Origin of the sequence: Halodesulfurarchaeum sp. HSR-GB, assembly GCF_031432215.1 — an archaeon.
GTDB lineage: Archaea > Halobacteriota > Halobacteria > Halobacteriales > Halobacteriaceae > Halodesulfurarchaeum.
Window position 1 is genome coordinate 313,157 of record NZ_JAVKGN010000001.1, and the last position, 16,370, is coordinate 329,526.

Annotated in this window: 15 protein-coding genes and 1 tRNA gene; 9 read left to right on the forward strand and 7 right to left on the reverse strand. The window is 64.4% G+C overall.

What is annotated here, in order from left to right; all coding sequences use genetic code 11:
- Window positions 1-75: 75 nt before the first annotated feature.
- Genes mutL through RH831_RS01765 form a run of 3 tightly spaced genes read right to left on the reverse strand, consistent with a single transcriptional unit; the run spans window position 76 to window position 5,792 of the window.
- On the reverse strand, window positions 76-2,100 hold the full coding sequence (gene mutL, locus RH831_RS01755; protein ID WP_310552568.1) for a DNA mismatch repair endonuclease MutL: 2,025 nt from the start codon (window positions 2,098-2,100) through the stop codon (window positions 76-78).
- Entirely contained in the window at window positions 2,097-4,703 is a 2,607-nt protein-coding gene (gene mutS, locus RH831_RS01760) for a DNA mismatch repair protein MutS (RefSeq protein WP_310552569.1), read from the reverse strand. The genes mutL and mutS overlap by 4 nt, the downstream gene beginning before the upstream one ends.
- Window positions 4,704-4,763: 60 nt before the next feature.
- Window positions 4,764-5,792 (reverse strand): AIR synthase family protein, encoded by a 1,029-nt coding sequence (locus tag RH831_RS01765; RefSeq protein WP_310552570.1) that lies wholly within the window; start codon window positions 5,790-5,792, stop codon window positions 4,764-4,766.
- An 87-nt stretch (window positions 5,793-5,879) separates the two neighbouring features.
- Here RH831_RS01765 and RH831_RS01770 point away from each other — a divergent pair.
- Window positions 5,880-5,953, forward strand: a tRNA-Phe gene (locus RH831_RS01770).
- Window positions 5,954-6,825: 872 nt separating this feature from the next.
- On the opposite strand, the gene RH831_RS01775 is transcribed toward RH831_RS01770, so the two are convergent.
- Window positions 6,826-7,482: an AIM24 family protein gene (locus RH831_RS01775; RefSeq protein ID WP_310552571.1), complete on the reverse strand. Its 657-nt coding sequence runs from the start codon at window positions 7,480-7,482 to the stop codon at window positions 6,826-6,828.
- Between the two features lie 172 nt (window positions 7,483-7,654).
- On the opposite strand from RH831_RS01775, the gene RH831_RS01780 reads away from it, so the two are divergent.
- The 5 genes from RH831_RS01780 to RH831_RS01800 all read left to right on the forward strand — a co-directional run bounded on the left by RH831_RS01780 (window position 7,655) and on the right by RH831_RS01800 (window position 10,532).
- On the forward strand, window positions 7,655-8,566 hold the full coding sequence (locus tag RH831_RS01780; RefSeq protein WP_310552572.1) for a S49 family peptidase: 912 nt from the start codon (window positions 7,655-7,657) through the stop codon (window positions 8,564-8,566).
- Window positions 8,556-9,518 carry a DUF4350 domain-containing protein gene (locus RH831_RS01785; RefSeq protein WP_310552573.1) on the forward strand — a complete coding sequence of 321 codons (963 nt, stop codon included), beginning with the start codon at window positions 8,556-8,558 and terminating at the stop codon, window positions 9,516-9,518. Before RH831_RS01780 ends, RH831_RS01785 begins: the two co-directional genes overlap by 11 nt.
- A gap of 65 nt (window positions 9,519-9,583) precedes the next feature.
- Window positions 9,584-9,925, forward strand: a complete 342-nt coding sequence (locus RH831_RS01790; RefSeq protein ID WP_310552574.1) for a winged helix-turn-helix domain-containing protein — start codon at window positions 9,584-9,586, stop codon at window positions 9,923-9,925.
- A complete protein-coding gene (locus tag RH831_RS01795) occupies window positions 9,922-10,248 on the forward strand; it encodes a hypothetical protein (RefSeq protein WP_310552575.1) in 327 nt (108 codons plus the stop codon). The genes RH831_RS01790 and RH831_RS01795 overlap by 4 nt, the downstream gene beginning before the upstream one ends.
- Complete coding sequence (locus RH831_RS01800; RefSeq protein WP_310552576.1) at window positions 10,245-10,532, forward strand: hypothetical protein; 288 nt, start codon at window positions 10,245-10,247, stop codon at window positions 10,530-10,532. The genes RH831_RS01795 and RH831_RS01800 overlap by 4 nt, the downstream gene beginning before the upstream one ends.
- Before the next feature lie 14 nt (window positions 10,533-10,546).
- Here RH831_RS01800 and RH831_RS01805 read toward each other — a convergent pair whose 3' ends face one another.
- Together RH831_RS01805 and RH831_RS01810 are read right to left on the reverse strand one after the other, a co-directional pair.
- Window positions 10,547-11,209 (reverse strand): YIP1 family protein, encoded by a 663-nt coding sequence (locus tag RH831_RS01805; RefSeq protein WP_310554128.1) that lies wholly within the window; start codon window positions 11,207-11,209, stop codon window positions 10,547-10,549.
- Window positions 11,210-11,335: 126 nt separating this feature from the next.
- The gene (locus RH831_RS01810; protein ID WP_310552577.1) at window positions 11,336-11,917 is read right to left on the reverse strand and encodes a hypothetical protein; all 582 of its coding nucleotides are present in this window, start codon (window positions 11,915-11,917) and stop codon (window positions 11,336-11,338) included.
- 109 nt (window positions 11,918-12,026) lie between these two features.
- Between RH831_RS01810 and RH831_RS01815 the strand changes: the two genes are divergently transcribed.
- The gene (locus tag RH831_RS01815) at window positions 12,027-12,713 is read left to right on the forward strand and encodes a carbonic anhydrase (RefSeq protein WP_310552578.1); all 687 of its coding nucleotides are present in this window, start codon (window positions 12,027-12,029) and stop codon (window positions 12,711-12,713) included.
- Here the strand turns inward: RH831_RS01815 and RH831_RS01820 are convergent, their stop codons facing one another.
- Complete coding sequence (locus RH831_RS01820; protein ID WP_310552579.1) at window positions 12,714-13,166, reverse strand: YbhB/YbcL family Raf kinase inhibitor-like protein; 453 nt, start codon at window positions 13,164-13,166, stop codon at window positions 12,714-12,716.
- Window positions 13,167-13,336: 170 nt separating this feature from the next.
- Between RH831_RS01820 and RH831_RS01825 the strand changes: the two genes are divergently transcribed.
- Window positions 13,337-15,220 carry a cation:proton antiporter gene (locus RH831_RS01825; protein ID WP_310552580.1) on the forward strand — a complete coding sequence of 628 codons (1,884 nt, stop codon included), beginning with the start codon at window positions 13,337-13,339 and terminating at the stop codon, window positions 15,218-15,220.
- Between the two features lie 50 nt (window positions 15,221-15,270).
- Complete coding sequence (locus RH831_RS01830; protein ID WP_310552581.1) at window positions 15,271-16,335, forward strand: site-specific DNA-methyltransferase; 1,065 nt, start codon at window positions 15,271-15,273, stop codon at window positions 16,333-16,335.
- Window positions 16,336-16,370: the final 35 nt, after the last annotated feature.

Below are 16,370 nucleotides of genomic sequence, written 5' to 3' on the forward strand. Positions count from 1 at the left end.
CATCGGCAGCCAGTTCAAAAGGTGTTGGTACAAGACACGCCACGACTTGGCGGAGCTAACTGCTCGGCCAGGGAATCAGGATCGCCGCTGGTCGTGCCCGGGATAGTCCCGCTCGAACCGATCCTCGAGTTCCTCAGTCGAGAGTTCGATGATCGTGGGCCGACCGTGCGGACAGGCATAGGGATTCTCACAGGCATCCAGCGCCCGGAGCAGTTCGAGCACGGCCCCGTCCCTGAGTGAGGTGTTCCCCGTGATCGAGGGATAGCAGGCCATGTCCGCGAGTAGTTCGTCGGCCGCGGCGGTGATCTGGCCCCCTGGCTCGCCGTCGAGGGCCGTAGAGAGGACGTCCCGCAACAGTTCCGGGTTGAGGGTATCATCGAAGACCGATGGCACCCCCTCGACCACCAGTCGCTCCCCGTCAAGGCGGGCCAGGAACCCCCACGCCGACAGCGTCTCGGCCATCGCCTCGAACTGGCTGGCTTCCTGTGGGGTGACGGACAGCTCGACCGGTTCGACGAGTCGCTGGGTCGTCGGCTGTGAGCCAAGGGCCGCCTGGAGTCGCTCGTAGTTGACCCGCTCGTCGGCGGCGTGCTGATCGATTAACACCAGCCCGTCCGGGGACTCGGCCACGACGTAGGTGTCCTGGATCTGGCCCAGAATCCGCAGGGGTGGTAACGTCTCCGGGTCGAATTCGGCCGTTTCGGACTGATCGACTTCGGGCACCAGCGCTGTCTGTAACGGATCCACCTCGATGGACGAGGCAGTGTCACGGTCGCCGGTCGAATCGACCGGCGCGGAGTCGGCTGCCTCGCGCTCGACGGTCTCCGAACCGCCAGTCGGTTCCAGGGCCTCGGTAGCGGACGGGTCCGGATCATCCAGTTTCGGCCCGCCCGTCGAGGACTCGTCTGGCGGCTCCTGCTCGGGTTCCCGGGATGGGGTCGCTGTGCCCGCCCTCGCGTGATCGGAGCCAGGCCCACGCGACTCGGCACCCGCCTCGCCGGTCGGCTCCGATTCGGGTGGCGTCGAATGGCCTGTCTGGGGCTGCACGGCCGTCTCGTCCGGGGCGGAGCGACCCCGGGGAGCACTCGACCTGAGCAACCCGTGATCGAGCAGTGCCTCACGGACGGCCGCCTCGATCCCGTCGGTGACCGCCGGCTCGTCGTCGAAGCGAACGGCCATCTTTCGCGGGTGGACGTTCACGTCGACGGTATCCGGCGGCACCGAGAGGAAGAGCACCGCGAAGGGATAGCGGTCGGCCGCGAGCTGTTTCCCGTAGGCCGAGACGATCGCGTCCCGCAGTTCTCCGGCCCGCACGTATCGGCCGTTGACGTAGGTCGAGACGTACTCGGTCCCGCTCCGGGTCGTCTCCGGGTCGCTCACGAGCCCCCTGATCGCGGTGATCGGGCCATCCGGCTCGGCTTCGACGTCGATCATGCTCGTCGCCACGTCGCGACCGTAGACCGAGAGCACCGCGCCCTTGCGGTCGCCGGTACCGGCCGTGGCAAACACCTCGTTGTCGTCGTGGGTCAGGGAGATCGCCACGTCGGGGTTCGCCAGCGCGTACCGGGAGACGATCCGGTTGACGTGGGCGAACTCGGTCGCGTCGCGTTTGAGGTACTTGCGGCGGGCCGGCGTGTTGAAAAAGAGGTCGGTCACCGTGACTGTCGTCCCGGGCGCGCGACCGACCGGCGCGACATCTGTCACGTCCCCGCCTTCGACCCGCACCTCGGTCCCCACGTCGGCTCCCGACTGTGGGCGGGTTTCGATGGTCATTCGGGAGACAGCGCCGATGGTATGCAGGGCTTCCCCACGGAAGCCGAGCGTTCCGACCCCCGCTTCGAGGTCGTCGATCGAGGAGATCTTGCTGGTGGTGTGTTGCTCGACGGCCCGGACCGCGTTCGCCTCGTCCATCCCGACGCCGTCGTCGGCCACGCGAATCAGGTCGGTGCCACCGGCGCTGACGGTGACGTCGATCCGGTTCGCGCCCGCGTCGAGGCTGTTCTCGACGAGTTCTTTCACCACGGAGGCGGGTCGCTCGATGACCTCGCCGGCGGCGATCTTTGCGATCGTCGAGTCGTCCAGGCTGGTGATCTCCGTCATTCGTTCTCACCCAGGCGCTCCTGCCAGGATTCGACCCGCGAGAGGACCTCGACGGGCGTCATCTCGGCCAGCGAAAGGTCGGACACTTCCTCGATTACAGCCGCCGTCTCCGGGTCCAGATCGGGATCGCTGTCCGCCGATTCATCCCCTTCGGCGACGAACTCCCCCTGCCCCACGTCGAAGACCGTCTGGACCGGTTCGCCCCCGCCACCCCGGGCCTCGATCGCCTTCTCGGCCCGGAGTTTCTCCAGGATCGTCTCGGCCCGACCCACCACTGGCTCCGGAACCCCCGCCAGGTCCGCGACGTGGATCCCGTAGCTTCGATCCGCCGCCCCCGAGCGGACGGTCCGGAGGAAGGTCACCGTTCCGTCCTGTTCCTCCGCCGCGACGTGCACGTTGATGACACTGTCGAGGTGATCCGCGAGCGCGGTCAGCTCGTGGTAGTGTGTCGCAAAGAGGGTCTTCGCTCGCACCTCGTTGTGGAGATACTCCGTCGCGGCCCAGGCGATCGAGATGCCGTCGTAGGTCGCCGTGCCGCGGCCCACTTCGTCGAGGATCACGAGTGAATCCGCCGTCGCCGAGTGCAGGATGTTCGAGAGTTCCTGCATCTCGACCATGAACGTCGAGCGCCCCTGGGCGAGTTCGTCCAGCGCGCCAACCCGGGTGTAGATGCCATCGACCAGCCCGATCCGAGCCTCCGTGGCCGGCACGAAGCTCCCGATCTGAGCGAGCAGGACGATCAGCGCCGTCTGGCGGAGATACGTCGACTTCCCGGACATGTTCGGGCCCGTCACGAGTTGCAGGCGACGGTCGCTGTCGAGTTCCGCGTCGTTGGGAACGAACTCCGTCGTCTGCTCCACGACGGGGTGGCGACCGGCCCGGATCTCGATCCCCGACTCGACGAGGTCGGGCCGGACCCAGTCGTTTCTGACCGCGTGGGTGGCCAGACTCGCGAACGCGTCGACCCTGGCCAGCGCCGTGCCGACCGACCGCAACAGGTCAGCCCGCTCGGCCACCTGCTCGCGGAGGTCCTGGAACAGCTCGTACTCCAGGTCCGCCCGGCGCTCTTCGAGTCGCAGGGCGGTCCGTTCGTGTTCCTCAAGGGCGTCGGTCGTGTATCGCTTCGAGTTTTTCAGGGCCTTGATCTCCCGGTACTCCTCGGGCACTGCATCCGTCTCCGAGCGCCCGACCTGAATGTAGTACCCGTCGGTCTGGTTCCGACCGGTCTGGAGGTGGGTGATCCCCAGCCGGGACTTCTCCCGGTCGGCGAGCGAGTCGATCCACTCGACTGCCCGTTCGTACTCGGTCAAAATCTCGTCGAGCTCCGGGTCATACCCACGTTTGAAGATACCGCCCTCTCGGACAGTCTTCGGCGGATCGTCGACGATGGCCTCCTCGAGGGTCTCGATGAGGCCTTCGACTGCCTGCTCGTCCGGTTCGGCGAGTGCCGCCCTGACTGGCGACTCGGCGAGGACGGGATCGCCAGCGACCGTCTCGACGACGGCCGGGTGGACCGAGAGGGTCTCCCCGACGGCCCTGAGATCGCGTGCATCAGCCGTGCCGTGGGCGATTCGGCCTGCCAGTCGCTCCAGATCGAGGGCGCCATCGAGGGTCGCCTGGATCGAGTCCCGAGCGAGTGCCCGCTCGGTGAACGCCGCGACCGCCGCCTGGCGCCGGTCGAGTTCCTGCCGGTCCTGACGCGGTCGCTGGAGCCACTCCCGGAGCAGCCGACCGCCGCCGGCAGTCACCGTGTGATCGATCGTCTCGAAGAGCGAACCCGCCGTGTCCCCCTGCATCGTCTCGGTGAGTTCGAGGTTGCGCTGGGTCGTCGCGTCGAGTTCGACGTGATCGTCGGCCCGGTAGGGCTGGAGTCGCGTGAACGAGCGGGTAACACCCAGACCGGTCGCGTCCACGTAATCCAGGGCCGCTCCCGCCGCCTGCACGGCCGGGCTCTCGGGTTCGATACCCAGGCTCCGAAGCGCGCCCTCGCCGAACTGCTCTCGGAGCCGATGGGTTGCCCGGCCCGGGGCGAAGGCGTCTGGGTCGTGCTCGGTCACGGTCGCGTCAGTCCGATCGCGGAAGGGCTGGAACCGCTCCGCACGCAGGTCCGGCCCCGGCAGGAGTTCCGCCGGGTCGAAGCGATAGACCTCCGTCAGGGCGTCTTCGAGGTCCTCGACCTGCGTGACGTGGAACCGGCCGGTCGTCACGTCCACGAAGGCCAGGCCAAAGGCGTCGGGCCCCTCGACGACCGTCGCGAGGTACTGGGCCGCCGCGTCGACGGTGTCCAGGAGGGTTCCCGGAGTGACCACCCGAGTGATCGATCGCGCGTGCCCGGACTCGGTCTCGTGCTGGTCGGCCACGGCGACCCGGTAGCCCCGCTCGACGAGGGTCTTCACGTAGGGCGTGAGTTCCGAAACCGGGACGCCGGCCATGGGGTAGTTCGAGCCGTGACTGGACTTCTGGGAGACGGTGAGATCCAGTTCCGCGGCGACCGTCTCGGCGTTCTCGGCGAAGAACTCGTAGAAGTCCCCGACCTGCATCGCGACCAGGTCCGCGTCGGTCTCTGCGGCCAGCGCCAGGTACTCGTCGACGATCCCGCTCATGACTCAATCCACCGCGTTCGGGATCGCAATCGCATATTCCAGGGCAGGGAACGGGCGTGTTTAATCCCTCTGCTCCGGCGGCCCGTACCGTTCCCGCGCCCGTTCGTAGGCCGGCCAGAAGGGGTCCGTTTCGGGCTCCGGAATCGGGTCGCCGTCCACCCGAACCCCACCACCGGATTCGACGGTCCCGATCTCCCCCGCCCGAATCCCCGCCTCCTCGAGTGCTGAACGGACCGATTCGACACTCCCTGGATCGACCGTGAGCAGCACGGTCCCGGAACTGGAGGCCACCCACGGGTCGATATCGAAGGCCGAGCACACTGCCGCGACCCCCGACCCCAGGGGAACTTGCCCGGACTCGACGCGCAGGCCGACGCCACTCGCGTGGGCCAGTTCGTGGAGCGCGTTCGCCAGCCCGCCCTCGGTCGCGTCGTGCATCGCGGTCACGGAGCCGGCTCGGGCGGCGATGGCGGCATCCTCCACGGGACTCGCCTCGAAAAAGCGGTCCCGGGCTGCCGCGACCGCCTCTCCATCGAGTCCCGCTGGTTCGCCGAAGACGGTCCCCAGGATGCCGGTCGTCTCGATCGCCGGCCCCTTGGTGACCAGCAGGCGGTCGCCCGGCTTCGCCCCCGTGGGCCGGACCACCGACCCGGGGTCGCCTACAGCTAGTGCCGTCCCGGCCCCGATGGTCGGGAAGGCAGCCCCCGCGTAGGCTCCGGTGTGGCCCGTGACGATGCTCACGCCGAGTTCGCGGGCCTCCGCGTCGAAGACCGTCCAGATGGTCTCGAAGGTCTCGGGGTCGGTCCCGGGCGGCAGGGAGAGGTCGACCGCCAGATGAGATGGTTCGAGCCCCGAGAGGGCGACGTCGCTCAACAGGACGTGGACCGCGAACCAGGCGGCCCGTTCGAGGCCCAGATCCCGGAGGACGAAGACAGGGTCGGTCGCGAGTGCGAGCGCGCGGTCGCCGATCGAGAGGAGGCCGAAGTCCGCCCCGAAGGTCGGACCAAGTTCGACGTCCGGTCGGTCGGCCCCCAGTCGGCCCGCGATGTACTCGCTGAAGAAGTCCCGGTCGACCTTCCCCGGTTGCATGCCCCGGGGTTTGACCCCGAGGGGCTTGAGTCGGGCGGTCCATCGATTCGAAATCCTTTTTGCGCTGGTCGGCCAGGTTCCAGTTGCGCCGCCTTAGCTCAGACTGGGAGAGCACTCGACTGAAGATCGAGCTGTCCCCGGTTCAAATCCGGGAGGCGGCATTTTCCTGCGAACAACGTGAGCAGTGAAAATGCTCCCGACCGCGATTTGAATCAGACCGAGGTTCTGCGAGCGAAGCGAGTAGGTTCTCGGGCGTGGTTCACAATCCGGGACGGCATATTTCTGCCACGAACCGACGAGGGAGCGCAGCGACCGAGTCCGTGAGTGGCGAAATTGCCCCGAGCGGATTTGAGCCCTGGAAACCGAACGCAGAGAGGTTTCCAATGGTTCACAATCCGGGACGGCATACCACTTTTACTTCGTCGGGTTCGCCGAAGGCGAACCACTCTCCACTCACGGCGGCTTCGCCGCCGTTCGTGCGGTCCGAGGGATCTTCGATCCCTCGCGACTCGCAAAAACTTGGGGAAAACGTTCCGAACACTCCCTTCGGTCGCGTTCGGCGAAACCGCGCCTCGTCCCTCGGCGCGGTATACTATTCGATTCCAACAGGTCCTCTCTGCGCCCACTCGAGAGCGAGGATCACATCTCGAAGCGAGGTGAGTCTGCAGTCGACGACGTCCAGCGAAAAAATTTCGGCATATCCGTTCGAATGCATTGCATGCATCCAGCCAGGCCGGGTGTATCCCCGAGAACAGATCCAGACCAGAAATTAGTAGCGTTGCTTCACGTTGAGACGGTGATTGGAGGCCACCTAATTCAGCGAGGGGGTCCCGCCGTTTACGGCGGGTGTAGGTGATTGCGAAAGTTCCCGATGGGGGTTTGGCAAGAAGAAAAGCGTCAGGGGGAGAGGGGTTGGCGGTGCAAGCGGGTGGGGGGATTCACGCCCCAGTCGGGACATCGCGCGTGTTCGTAATCAACCCCGTTTCGCAGTTTCAGGACGTGAAACTCGTCCCACCAGGCAACCCGGAAGAATTCAGCCCAGTTCCTCGAATGGCTGGACGACGACGAACCCACGCTCGCCGGTGAATTGCATCTGGAATCGCTCGCCGGATTCCTGCCCGACCATGTCCGAGAGGCTGGCGTTTACCTCGACGGTTGGAGAGACACCACTCCAGGCGACCGTCGCGCTGGGGTCCGTGGTCACCGGCGGTTGGAGAACGAGCGGGTCTCCGTGGGTTGTGAGTGCCACGTACCCCGGTCCCGAGAGATGAACGTTCGTAAATCCGCCGGCGAAGGAACCCGCCAGACTGTCGATCGAACCGATCTCGTAGGAGACCCCCGGTGCGAAAGCGAGAATGTCCTCCCCATTGACGGTGACCGACTCGCCAGCGTCGAGTTTGAGAATCTGAACCTTCTTCTCTCGATCCGCGAGATACACGTGTCCCTGTCCCTCGACATCCATGATCGGGGTTCCCTCACCCGTCGCAGCCTCCTTGAGAAACCCCGTGATCCCACCTTCCGCCGAGGCTTTCCCAGTAAACGAAAGGTCTCCGGTGTGAGCGATCATCGATCCGGCTTTGGCTTTGACCGATCCGTTGACGGTCACATCGAGCGTGTAGTCGTTTTCGAGTTCGAACTGTTCGCCACCCGGGTCGGGCGCGTTTCGCGCGGTGAATTCGTCGAGATCCATCGTATTCACGGCCAGTGGATCTAGCCAGGTGGGAAAAGATCAGGGACCTCCCTAAAGCCAGGCGCTCTGTTTCACTCCCCGAAACTCGACAGTCCGGAAGTCGCCAGCGGAGTTTCTGGCTGTGAAACTGCGCTTGCCATCTTACCTGTGGGACCCACGAGGAGCAGACTGGATGAGCAATCGAATTGATGACTTCGTACGGGAGCTCCTCTCCTCGTATGCAGTCCTCGCAATAATCGGCATCCTCGTCGGTGCGATACTCATCCCTCCGGGACTCGGAGCCGTCGCCGGAGCGGATGGGACCGTCGCCGTCGTAACGATAGACGAATCGATCACTGGCGCAACCGCCGACACGACCGCCCAGGAACTTCGTGACGTCCGAGAGGACGATTCCATCGACGCCGTTGTCCTCCGTGTGGACAGCGGTGGCGGTGCAGTTACGGGGAGTGAAACCCAGTACAGGGCCGTCAAACGCCTTGCCCAGGAGAAACCCGTCGTGACGAGCGTCCGCTCGATGGCCGCGTCGGGAGCCTACTACACAATTCTTCCGAGTGACACGATCTACGCCCAGCCGAGTTCGATGGTCGGCCACGTCGGCGTCATCGCCTCGTATGCGGATAGCGAGGGCGTGCCGGCCTCCATGACCTCCGGGCCCGACAAAGCGTCTGGGGCCACGATGGACGAGTATCAGGCTCAGCTCGAGACACTCAAACAATCGTTCGTGAGCACGGTCATGAACGAACGGGGCGAGGAGATTACACTCTCCCGAACCGAAGTTTCGCAGGCGAAGATATACACCGGAGCCGAAGCGGTCGAAAACGGTTATGCCGACAAAATCGGTGGCCTCGAGACCGCGATTCAGGCGGCTGCTGAGAAGGCCGATCTCGGCTCGTACGAGACCGAACACCGGGATCCAGTTTCGATCACCGACTTGCTCTCGTTGATCGGACTCGAAAGTGGAAGTACGACTCCTGAAACGCTCTTCCACTCGCCAGGTGTCGACCGTGTTCGGTATCTCGCACTCTGGGGAACGCCCGCCGAAATCGGCACCAACTCCACGGAGGTGACTACCTATGCAGGGTGACGAGTTGCTGAGTCGGATCGGACTGTTCGTACTGGTAAGCCTCGCCGTCGGGGCGCTGTTCACGATACCGGCGATAAACGGTCAGCCGGTATCCGACGAGGCGGATCTGGACGTTAGCTCACACAACTCGGCCAATATCCTGGCCGAGGCCCCAGCAGAGACCGGCGCTGTTTCAATCGAAGCCGCGGCGGAGCCGAAACACGTGGTAATCGACGCGGCCCACAGTAACGGCATCGACAGAGCCTCACTCGACCCAATTGTCTCCGCCCTCACGGAAGCGGGCCACGACGTGAGCTTCTACCGCGGAAGTGCGATGGACTCGATCAACACAACACTTCGCCAGGCTGATGCGTTCGTCGTCATCTCGCCGGGGGCGGCCTATTCGGCTGAAGACAAAGCAGGATTGGAGGCGTTCGTTGACGCCGGCGGCCGAGTCCTCTTCGCCGGCGAGCCCACAACCCAGACGGGAGGTACCTTGACGTCCCTGGTGCTGGGTTCGACGCAAGTCACCTCCTCGACACCGCTGACCGGGCTTGCAGCCTCCTTCGGGGTTGCGTATGGAGACGGATACGTGTACGACCTGGAACGCTACGACCTCAACTACCGCAACGTCTACGCCACGCCGTCGGGATCGGAATTCCCGAGCGAGGCGAACGTGACCGTTCACGAGGCCGTGCCGGTTCGGGGCGGGACGCCCGTCCTCGAAACGGCGGAAACGGCAAAGGTATCTAGTGACAGAGAGGCCGCGTCCTATCCCGTCGCCACCCGGAACGGTGACGTACTCGCGGTCGGGGACGCGTCGCTCTTCGATACGGAGTGGGCACAACGAAACGACAACGAAGAGTTCGTCGGCGCGGCGATCGAATTCCTCGTGAACGGGGAGAAGACCCCCGGGGCACCCACACAGCCACAGTCGAGTCAGGGCCCTGGGACACCCGCTGCAATGCCCTGATCGAAACGCAGGCATCGAGATCTTCGACAATATGATTTATACAGAACCACACTGAAATGCGGTCCATGGACGGCGAAGAAATCGAGGTGCTCGAAGCCGTCCACGACGATTTCTCCCGGGAGATTCTGGAGCGAGTCGCCCAGGAGCCACTCTCCGCCCCCGAATTAGTGGAGCAAGTGGACGCCTCGAAGCCGACGGTATATCGCCGGTTGTCCGATCTGGAGGAGATGGATCTCGTCGCGGTACGCGTCCAACCAGACGACGCCGGCCACCATCGAAAGCAGTACGTTGCGGCGGTCGACGCAGTTCATATCTGTGTCGAGTCGGACGGACTGTCGGTTCAGGTCGACCGCTCGGCCGAGGACGCCGTCGATCGCTTCCGGAAGCTCGTGGGTGATATCACATGATTGAGACGTTGTTGGCTGCCATGGGCGGCTCGATTCCGGTCGCCGTGCTCGCCGTCTTCGCGCTCGGAGCCGCGTTCCTGTACGCACTCTGGATCGCGTTTACCCTCCTTCGAGGATACCGGGAGGCGAGTTCGCTCCGGAGCGAGGGGCTCGCGGTGGGCCTGGTTCTGGTCACCAGTATCCCAATTGGTCTCCGGTTCCTCGCTGCGACGATGCTCCCGATCGCCGGAGACGTAATCGCCCTCTTCACGACGGCGATCGAGCTCCTCGGTCTGCTCGTCGTCTTGGCCACGCTGTATTTCCCCGGAGGTGAGCAACCGTGAACCCATCACTGGTAAGCGACGTGACGACAGTACTGCTGGCGCTGGTCGGGATCATTGGACTCTTCGTCTCGCTTCAGAGCTACCGAGCGTACCAGCGATACGGGTCAAAACAGATGGGGTTACTCGCGCTTGGCATCGCCATGCTGACGGTGGTCCCGGTCGGGCTGACTGTTGGGCTCCCAGTGGTCCCCGGAATGACGGATGCGGCCTCGCTACTCGTGGTCTCCATTAGTTATCTCGTTGGTCTCGGGGCGATCGATGTCGCGTTCAATCACGTCAAATGACGGTGGCTCTTTGTTCAGAACACGAGCACTTTCGCAATCTCGAATGCAGCGACAGGTCCCACAGCGAGCGCTGCCTGCCACCACCGTACGTCACGGACCGTCCGGACGAGAACGGTCCAGAGCCCAAGCGACCAGGCCGTGGCCAGGTAGTCCACCAGGAGACTGGTCTCGACGATCTGGGTCCCCTGGACTTGCTCAACGAACGCCGCATTTCCCGCTGACGTCGCAGGGGGCGGGACAGAAGAGGCACTGACGATCATCGCACCGAGCCAGAGCAATCCAGCGAGCGCCCACGGCACGAACCCCCAGGCAGAGAGCCAGAAGACCGAGGAAAAGGTCCCCGCAGAGGCAAATGGGAGCGATAGCAGATAGAAGATCGCGGCGAAAACCACCCAATAGAGAAAGACGTGGCCGAAACTGACGAGTGCCCCAGCGACGGTGATCGCCGGGATCTCGATCTGAAACGCCGTACTCACATAGGAGAGGGTTAATCGCTCCCCGATCACGGACATCGATGCGAGGAGCAACTGCGCGCCAAGGGTACTGACACCAGTGAGCGTGAGGATCACCACCGGGAGGATGTGACCCGGCCTCTCCATGCGTGAAGAAAAGAAGGCGGCAGGAGAGCGAACCAGCGCTGAGATGGGAGCGGCCATCTGGCTCACGTACCAAAGCATCGCATTTAGTAGTTTCTCGACAGTCTCGGCGTTCCACACAGCCGAGCGATCAAGTCCGACGAAGGTCCTTACAGCCACGAAAATCGAGTCGCTGTTCGACGTCCTTGATCGGGTGGGACCCGAAATCTACCGGACGACCGCCACCAGGATCGCCCCCACCGTCGCGAACACGAGGGGGTAGACCAGGCCGGCGAGCAGGATCGCGGGGAGCAATTGCGGACCGATCGAACTGGACACGTCGACACCGATCATGGACGCCTCCATAGTCGCTCGACTGACGAACGCGCCGATTCCGAGGACCAGGACGTACCCGAGTGCGACCGGCGCGCCAGCGAACACGGCTTCACCCACGTCCTGAACATCGAGTCGATGGGCGAGCAGCGCCCCGACACCCACCAGGACCAGCGGCGGAACCAGATACAGGAGACCGGCCCCCGCCGCGTTCGACTGGGCGAGGAAGTTGACGCTATCGACGCCGCCGAATCCGCCGATCGAACCGCTGACCTCGGTGTCGACCATGTGGGCGTTCGCGAAGTACCAGAACAGAACCTTCCACTCCGAGACCTCGGCCATGACGGCATCCCGGGCTTCACCGCTCATCAACAGGGCCGTAAGAAGGTACCCGACAGCCGCAGCGATGACGCCGAGGCCGGCACTCGCCGCGAGTTCGGTACGGCTCGACTGATCCGTCTGTACAGATGTTGCCATACGCCATGTACGGCGGGCAGACCCAAGGGGGTTGTGACTGTCCAAGTCGACCTGCGCCACACCTGCCCGGACCCGGAGATAGAAACCGTCGGCGCCCGGACACCGTAACATGCCCGACACGAACCTGCAGGAGCTTCTCGAACGGAACACATGCCACACCGAGTCCCTGGAATCGGATCACTTCGACGCGGTCCAGGACGGACAGGAACCGGCCGCCGTCGCCATGACTTGCGCGGACTCGCGAGTCAGCCAGGAGGGGATGTGGGCCGTCGAGGAACCCGGCTGGCTGTTCACGCCGAGCACGATCGGCAACCAGGTCTGGGATCGACACGAAGGCGATCGAGTCGTGGACGGCAGCATGCTCTACCCACTCGTCCAGACCGGAACCGACGTGGCCGTAGTAGTTGGTCACACCGGCTGTGGAGCGGTGACGGCGGCACTCGAAGCTGTCAGGGGAGCGGGCGGGGAGTTACCGGCCGGAATACTGAAGTGGATTCAGGAGCTGGTCCCCGTGATCGAGGCGGGCCTGGCCGACGATCGGATTGATCCAGATCGGGGAGATCTAGTCGATCAGCTCGTCGAATACAACGTCGACCGGCAGGTCGAGTTCCTCCGGGAGAGCGAAAATGTGCCCGCTAACGTCTCGATCTACGGCTTCGTCTATGACTTCCAGCAGGTCTACGGATCGGTCCCGGGTCGGGCCTACCTCGTCAACGCCGACGGCGAGACCGACCTCGATGCGTTACGAGCCCTGGCCGGGGACGAACACGCCGAGCAGGTCAAACGCCTGCTGTAGTCACGGCGCATACGTCCCGGTGAGTGTGGCCTGATCGAGGACGTGCCCCTCGATTTCGGCTTCGAGTGTTTCTTTCTCCGCCCCCGAATCGAGGGCCAGATCGGTGTCGAGCGCGAACAGCCGGAACCGATAGGTGTGCTCCCGGTCCGGCGGATTCGGCCCACCGTATCCGGGCTCACCGTAGTCGGTGGTCCCCTCGTGTGCGCCCGCGGCGTCCCAGTCCTCCGGGATCTGTTCGGTTTCGGGGTCGATGTTCCAGACGACCCAGTGACCCCAGACTTTGCCCGCCGGTTCCACGGCGTCCGGATCGTCCATCACAAGTGCCAGCGACACCGTCTCGCTGGGCACGCCGTCGATCTCCAGCGGCGGGTTCACGTTGGCCTCGGTGTAACCATACCGATCGGGAATGGATTCGCCGTCGGCAAACACCGGACTGTTGAGTTGAAGTGCCATGTTACGTGCCACCAATACCCAATACACGGACGGCCGCCTAAAAGTTAGCCCCAATGATACGTGTCGACCGATTTCGTGGCAAGTGCATGGGAGCTATTTAGTGTCCGAACCCGTCAAGTGTGAATTATGGGATCGAGCGAGCCGATCGCAGTCGGTGATCGAGGACGGCGATGAGCGCCAGCACAGCCGGTCAACCCAGCGTGCTGATGGTCGTCGCGGTGATCATCACCCTCGGTGTCGCCGCACAGGTGCTGGCCGACCGGTACCGCGTGCCCAGTGTGCTCTTTTTGATCCTCACCGGCGTGGCCGTGGGTCCGGAAGGGCTCGGGCTGGTCACCCAGGAGACCTTCGGCGGATCGCTCTCGACCATCGTCGGGCTGAGCGTCGCGATCATCGTCTTCGAGGGGGCATTCCACCTCGACCACGAGAAGATCCACGAGGCGCGGTCGGCGGCCCTTCATCTGGTGACTGTCGGGGCGGCGCTCTCGTTTGCCGGGACGACGGTCGCCGCACACTACCTCCTGGGCATCGAGTGGGGAATCGCGGGACTCATCGGCGCGCTCTTGATCGCGACCGGGCCAACCGTCGTCACGCCGATTCTCGAGGTCGTCCCGGTTCGAGACCACGTGGCCGCGGCCCTGGAGACGGAGGGCATCGTCAACGACGTCACGGCGGCCATCCTCGCCGTCGTCGTGTTCAAGCTGCTGGCCGCCACCGAGGCGGCCCCCAGCGCGTACCTGGTTGAGTTCGTCGAGCGTCTGAGCATCGGTGTGTTCGTCGGTCTGGCAGTTGCGGCCGTACTCTGGTTTCTCCTCACGCAGGTCGAATTGCCCGCGGGATGGAGTCCCCAGAACGCCCGCCTCATGACCCTGGCCGGGGCGATCCTGGCCTTTAGCCTCGCCGACACCATCGCCACGGAATCGGGGGTGGCCGCAGTCGCCGTGGCCGGGGTGGTCCTCGGGAACGCCGATCTCCCCTTCGAGGAGACCATCGCGGAGTTCAAAGGCGACATTACCCTGGTGGTGCTCTCCTTTGTCTTCATCGCCCTGGCGACGCTGATCGAGTTCGACGCCCTGTTCGCGCTGGGGCTCTCGGGACTGTTACTCGTGTTCGTCATCGCAGTCATCCTCCGGCCAGCGCTGGTCTTTATCTCGACGTTCGCCGACCAGTTCACGATGCGCGAGCGGCTGTTCATGGGTTTCGTGGGCCCGCGAGGGATCATCCCCGCGAGTGTCGCCACTTTGTTCTCGATCCAGTTACAGAACCCGACCCCGCCGTCGAACCCGGCGGGCGCGGAGGTTCTCGCTGGGACGGTCTTTTTGGTCATTCTTCTCACCGTGATCTTCGAGGGCGGATTCGCCAGAAAGATCGCCGAAACACTCGACGTGATACCAATGCGTGTACTCATCATCGGCGGCGGCCGAGTGGGAAAGGAACTCGCCGAACGGCTCTCGGAGCGGGGCGAAAACGTCGTCATCATCGAGCGTGACGACGTGGTCGCCAAACAGCGACGGGCCGAGGGCTTCACCGTGCGAACCGAAAACGGCACCGACGTGGAAGTGCTCAGAGCGGCCGGTGCCGAACAGGCAAAGACCGTGATCGCGGCGACCGGCGATGACGACACCAACCTGCTGGTCGCCCAGCTGGTCCGGGCGAAGTTCCAGACCGAGGACGTGATCGCCCGAGTGAACCGGCCGGACAACAAGGACGCCTTCGAGGAACTGGGCGTAGAGGCCGTTTCGGCCTCCACCGCGACCGCCTGGGCGATCGACAACCTCGTCGAGCGGCCGGCCCTCTCGGAGTGGATGAGCGAACTCGGCCGGAGCGGGGACGTCCAGGAGGTCGAGATCACCGATGAGAAACTGGTCGGCCGGTCCGTCGCGGACATCAATCCGGACCTGCCGGAGGGCTGTATCATCGCGCTGTTGACGCGTGAGGGAACGAACACGGTCCCGAAGGGCGATACGGAGCTTTCGATGGGCGATCGTCTCACCATCATCGGCCCGCGGGAAGGAGTCAAGGAGGCCGTCTCCTGGTTCCACCCACACGACTAGCGCCCGAGGACGCCAACGCACATTACCCGGGCCCGCCAAGCACTGCCAGCATGGAGACCCGCCACCGCGTCGAGGTCGCCGACGCCCGCGACATGGGGGCCGTCGAGACCGATTCCGTCGAACTCGTCGTCACGTCCCCACCCTACCCGATGATCGAGATGTGGGACGACCTCTTCGTCGACCTCGATCCGGCGATCGGCGATCACCTCGACGCCGGCGACGGTCAGGCGGCCTTCGAGTTGATGCACGAGGCCTTAGACCCCGTCTGGGCGGAACTCAAGAGAGTGCTCGTAGACGGCGGCATCGCCTGCATCAACGTCGGTGACGCGACCCGATCGCTGGGCGATAGTTTCCGGGTCTATCAGAACCACGCCCGAATCCTGACCGCTTTCGAGGAACTGGGCTTCGAACCCCTACCCGAGATCCTGTGGCGAAAACCGAGCAACTCGGGGGCGAAGTTCATGGGTTCGGGAACGCTGCCGCCGAACGCGTATGTCACGCTCGAACACGAGTACGTGCTGGTCTTTCGGAACGGGTCGAGTCGCCGGGGCTTCGAGCCACATGCACCGCGTCGCTACGAATCGGCGTACTTCTGGGAGGAGCGAAACAAGTGGTTCTCCGACGTCTGGACCGATTTGACTGGAGAACTCCAGGCACTGGACCACGACACGTTGCGGGACCGATCCGCGGCCTACCCCTTCACCGTCCCCTACCGGCTCATCAACATGTACAGCGTCTATGGCGACACGGTCCTGGACCCATTCTGGGGGACGGGGACGACCAGCCTCGCAGCCATGGCCGCCGGCCGGAACTCGATCGGCTACGAACTCGAACCCGAGTTCGCGACGGTCTTCGAAGAGCGGGTGGCGAACGTGCCGACACTCACAGAGCAGGTCATCGAAAAGCGACTCGGGGCCCACCGTGAGTTCGTCGCGAGCGCCCGCGAGGACGGTCGGGACTTCGGCTACCAGGCCAAACACTACGAGTTTCCCGTGACGACCAAGCGCGAGCGCGGGCTCCGCTTCTACCCGATCGACCGAGTCGAGGAGACGAAATCGGGATATCGGGCCGTTCACGAGCCCCACGACGACGGCCACACACCGGAGTGGACCTGAAATTCCGGGCCATGTGTCAGTCCACCGTGCAAAAT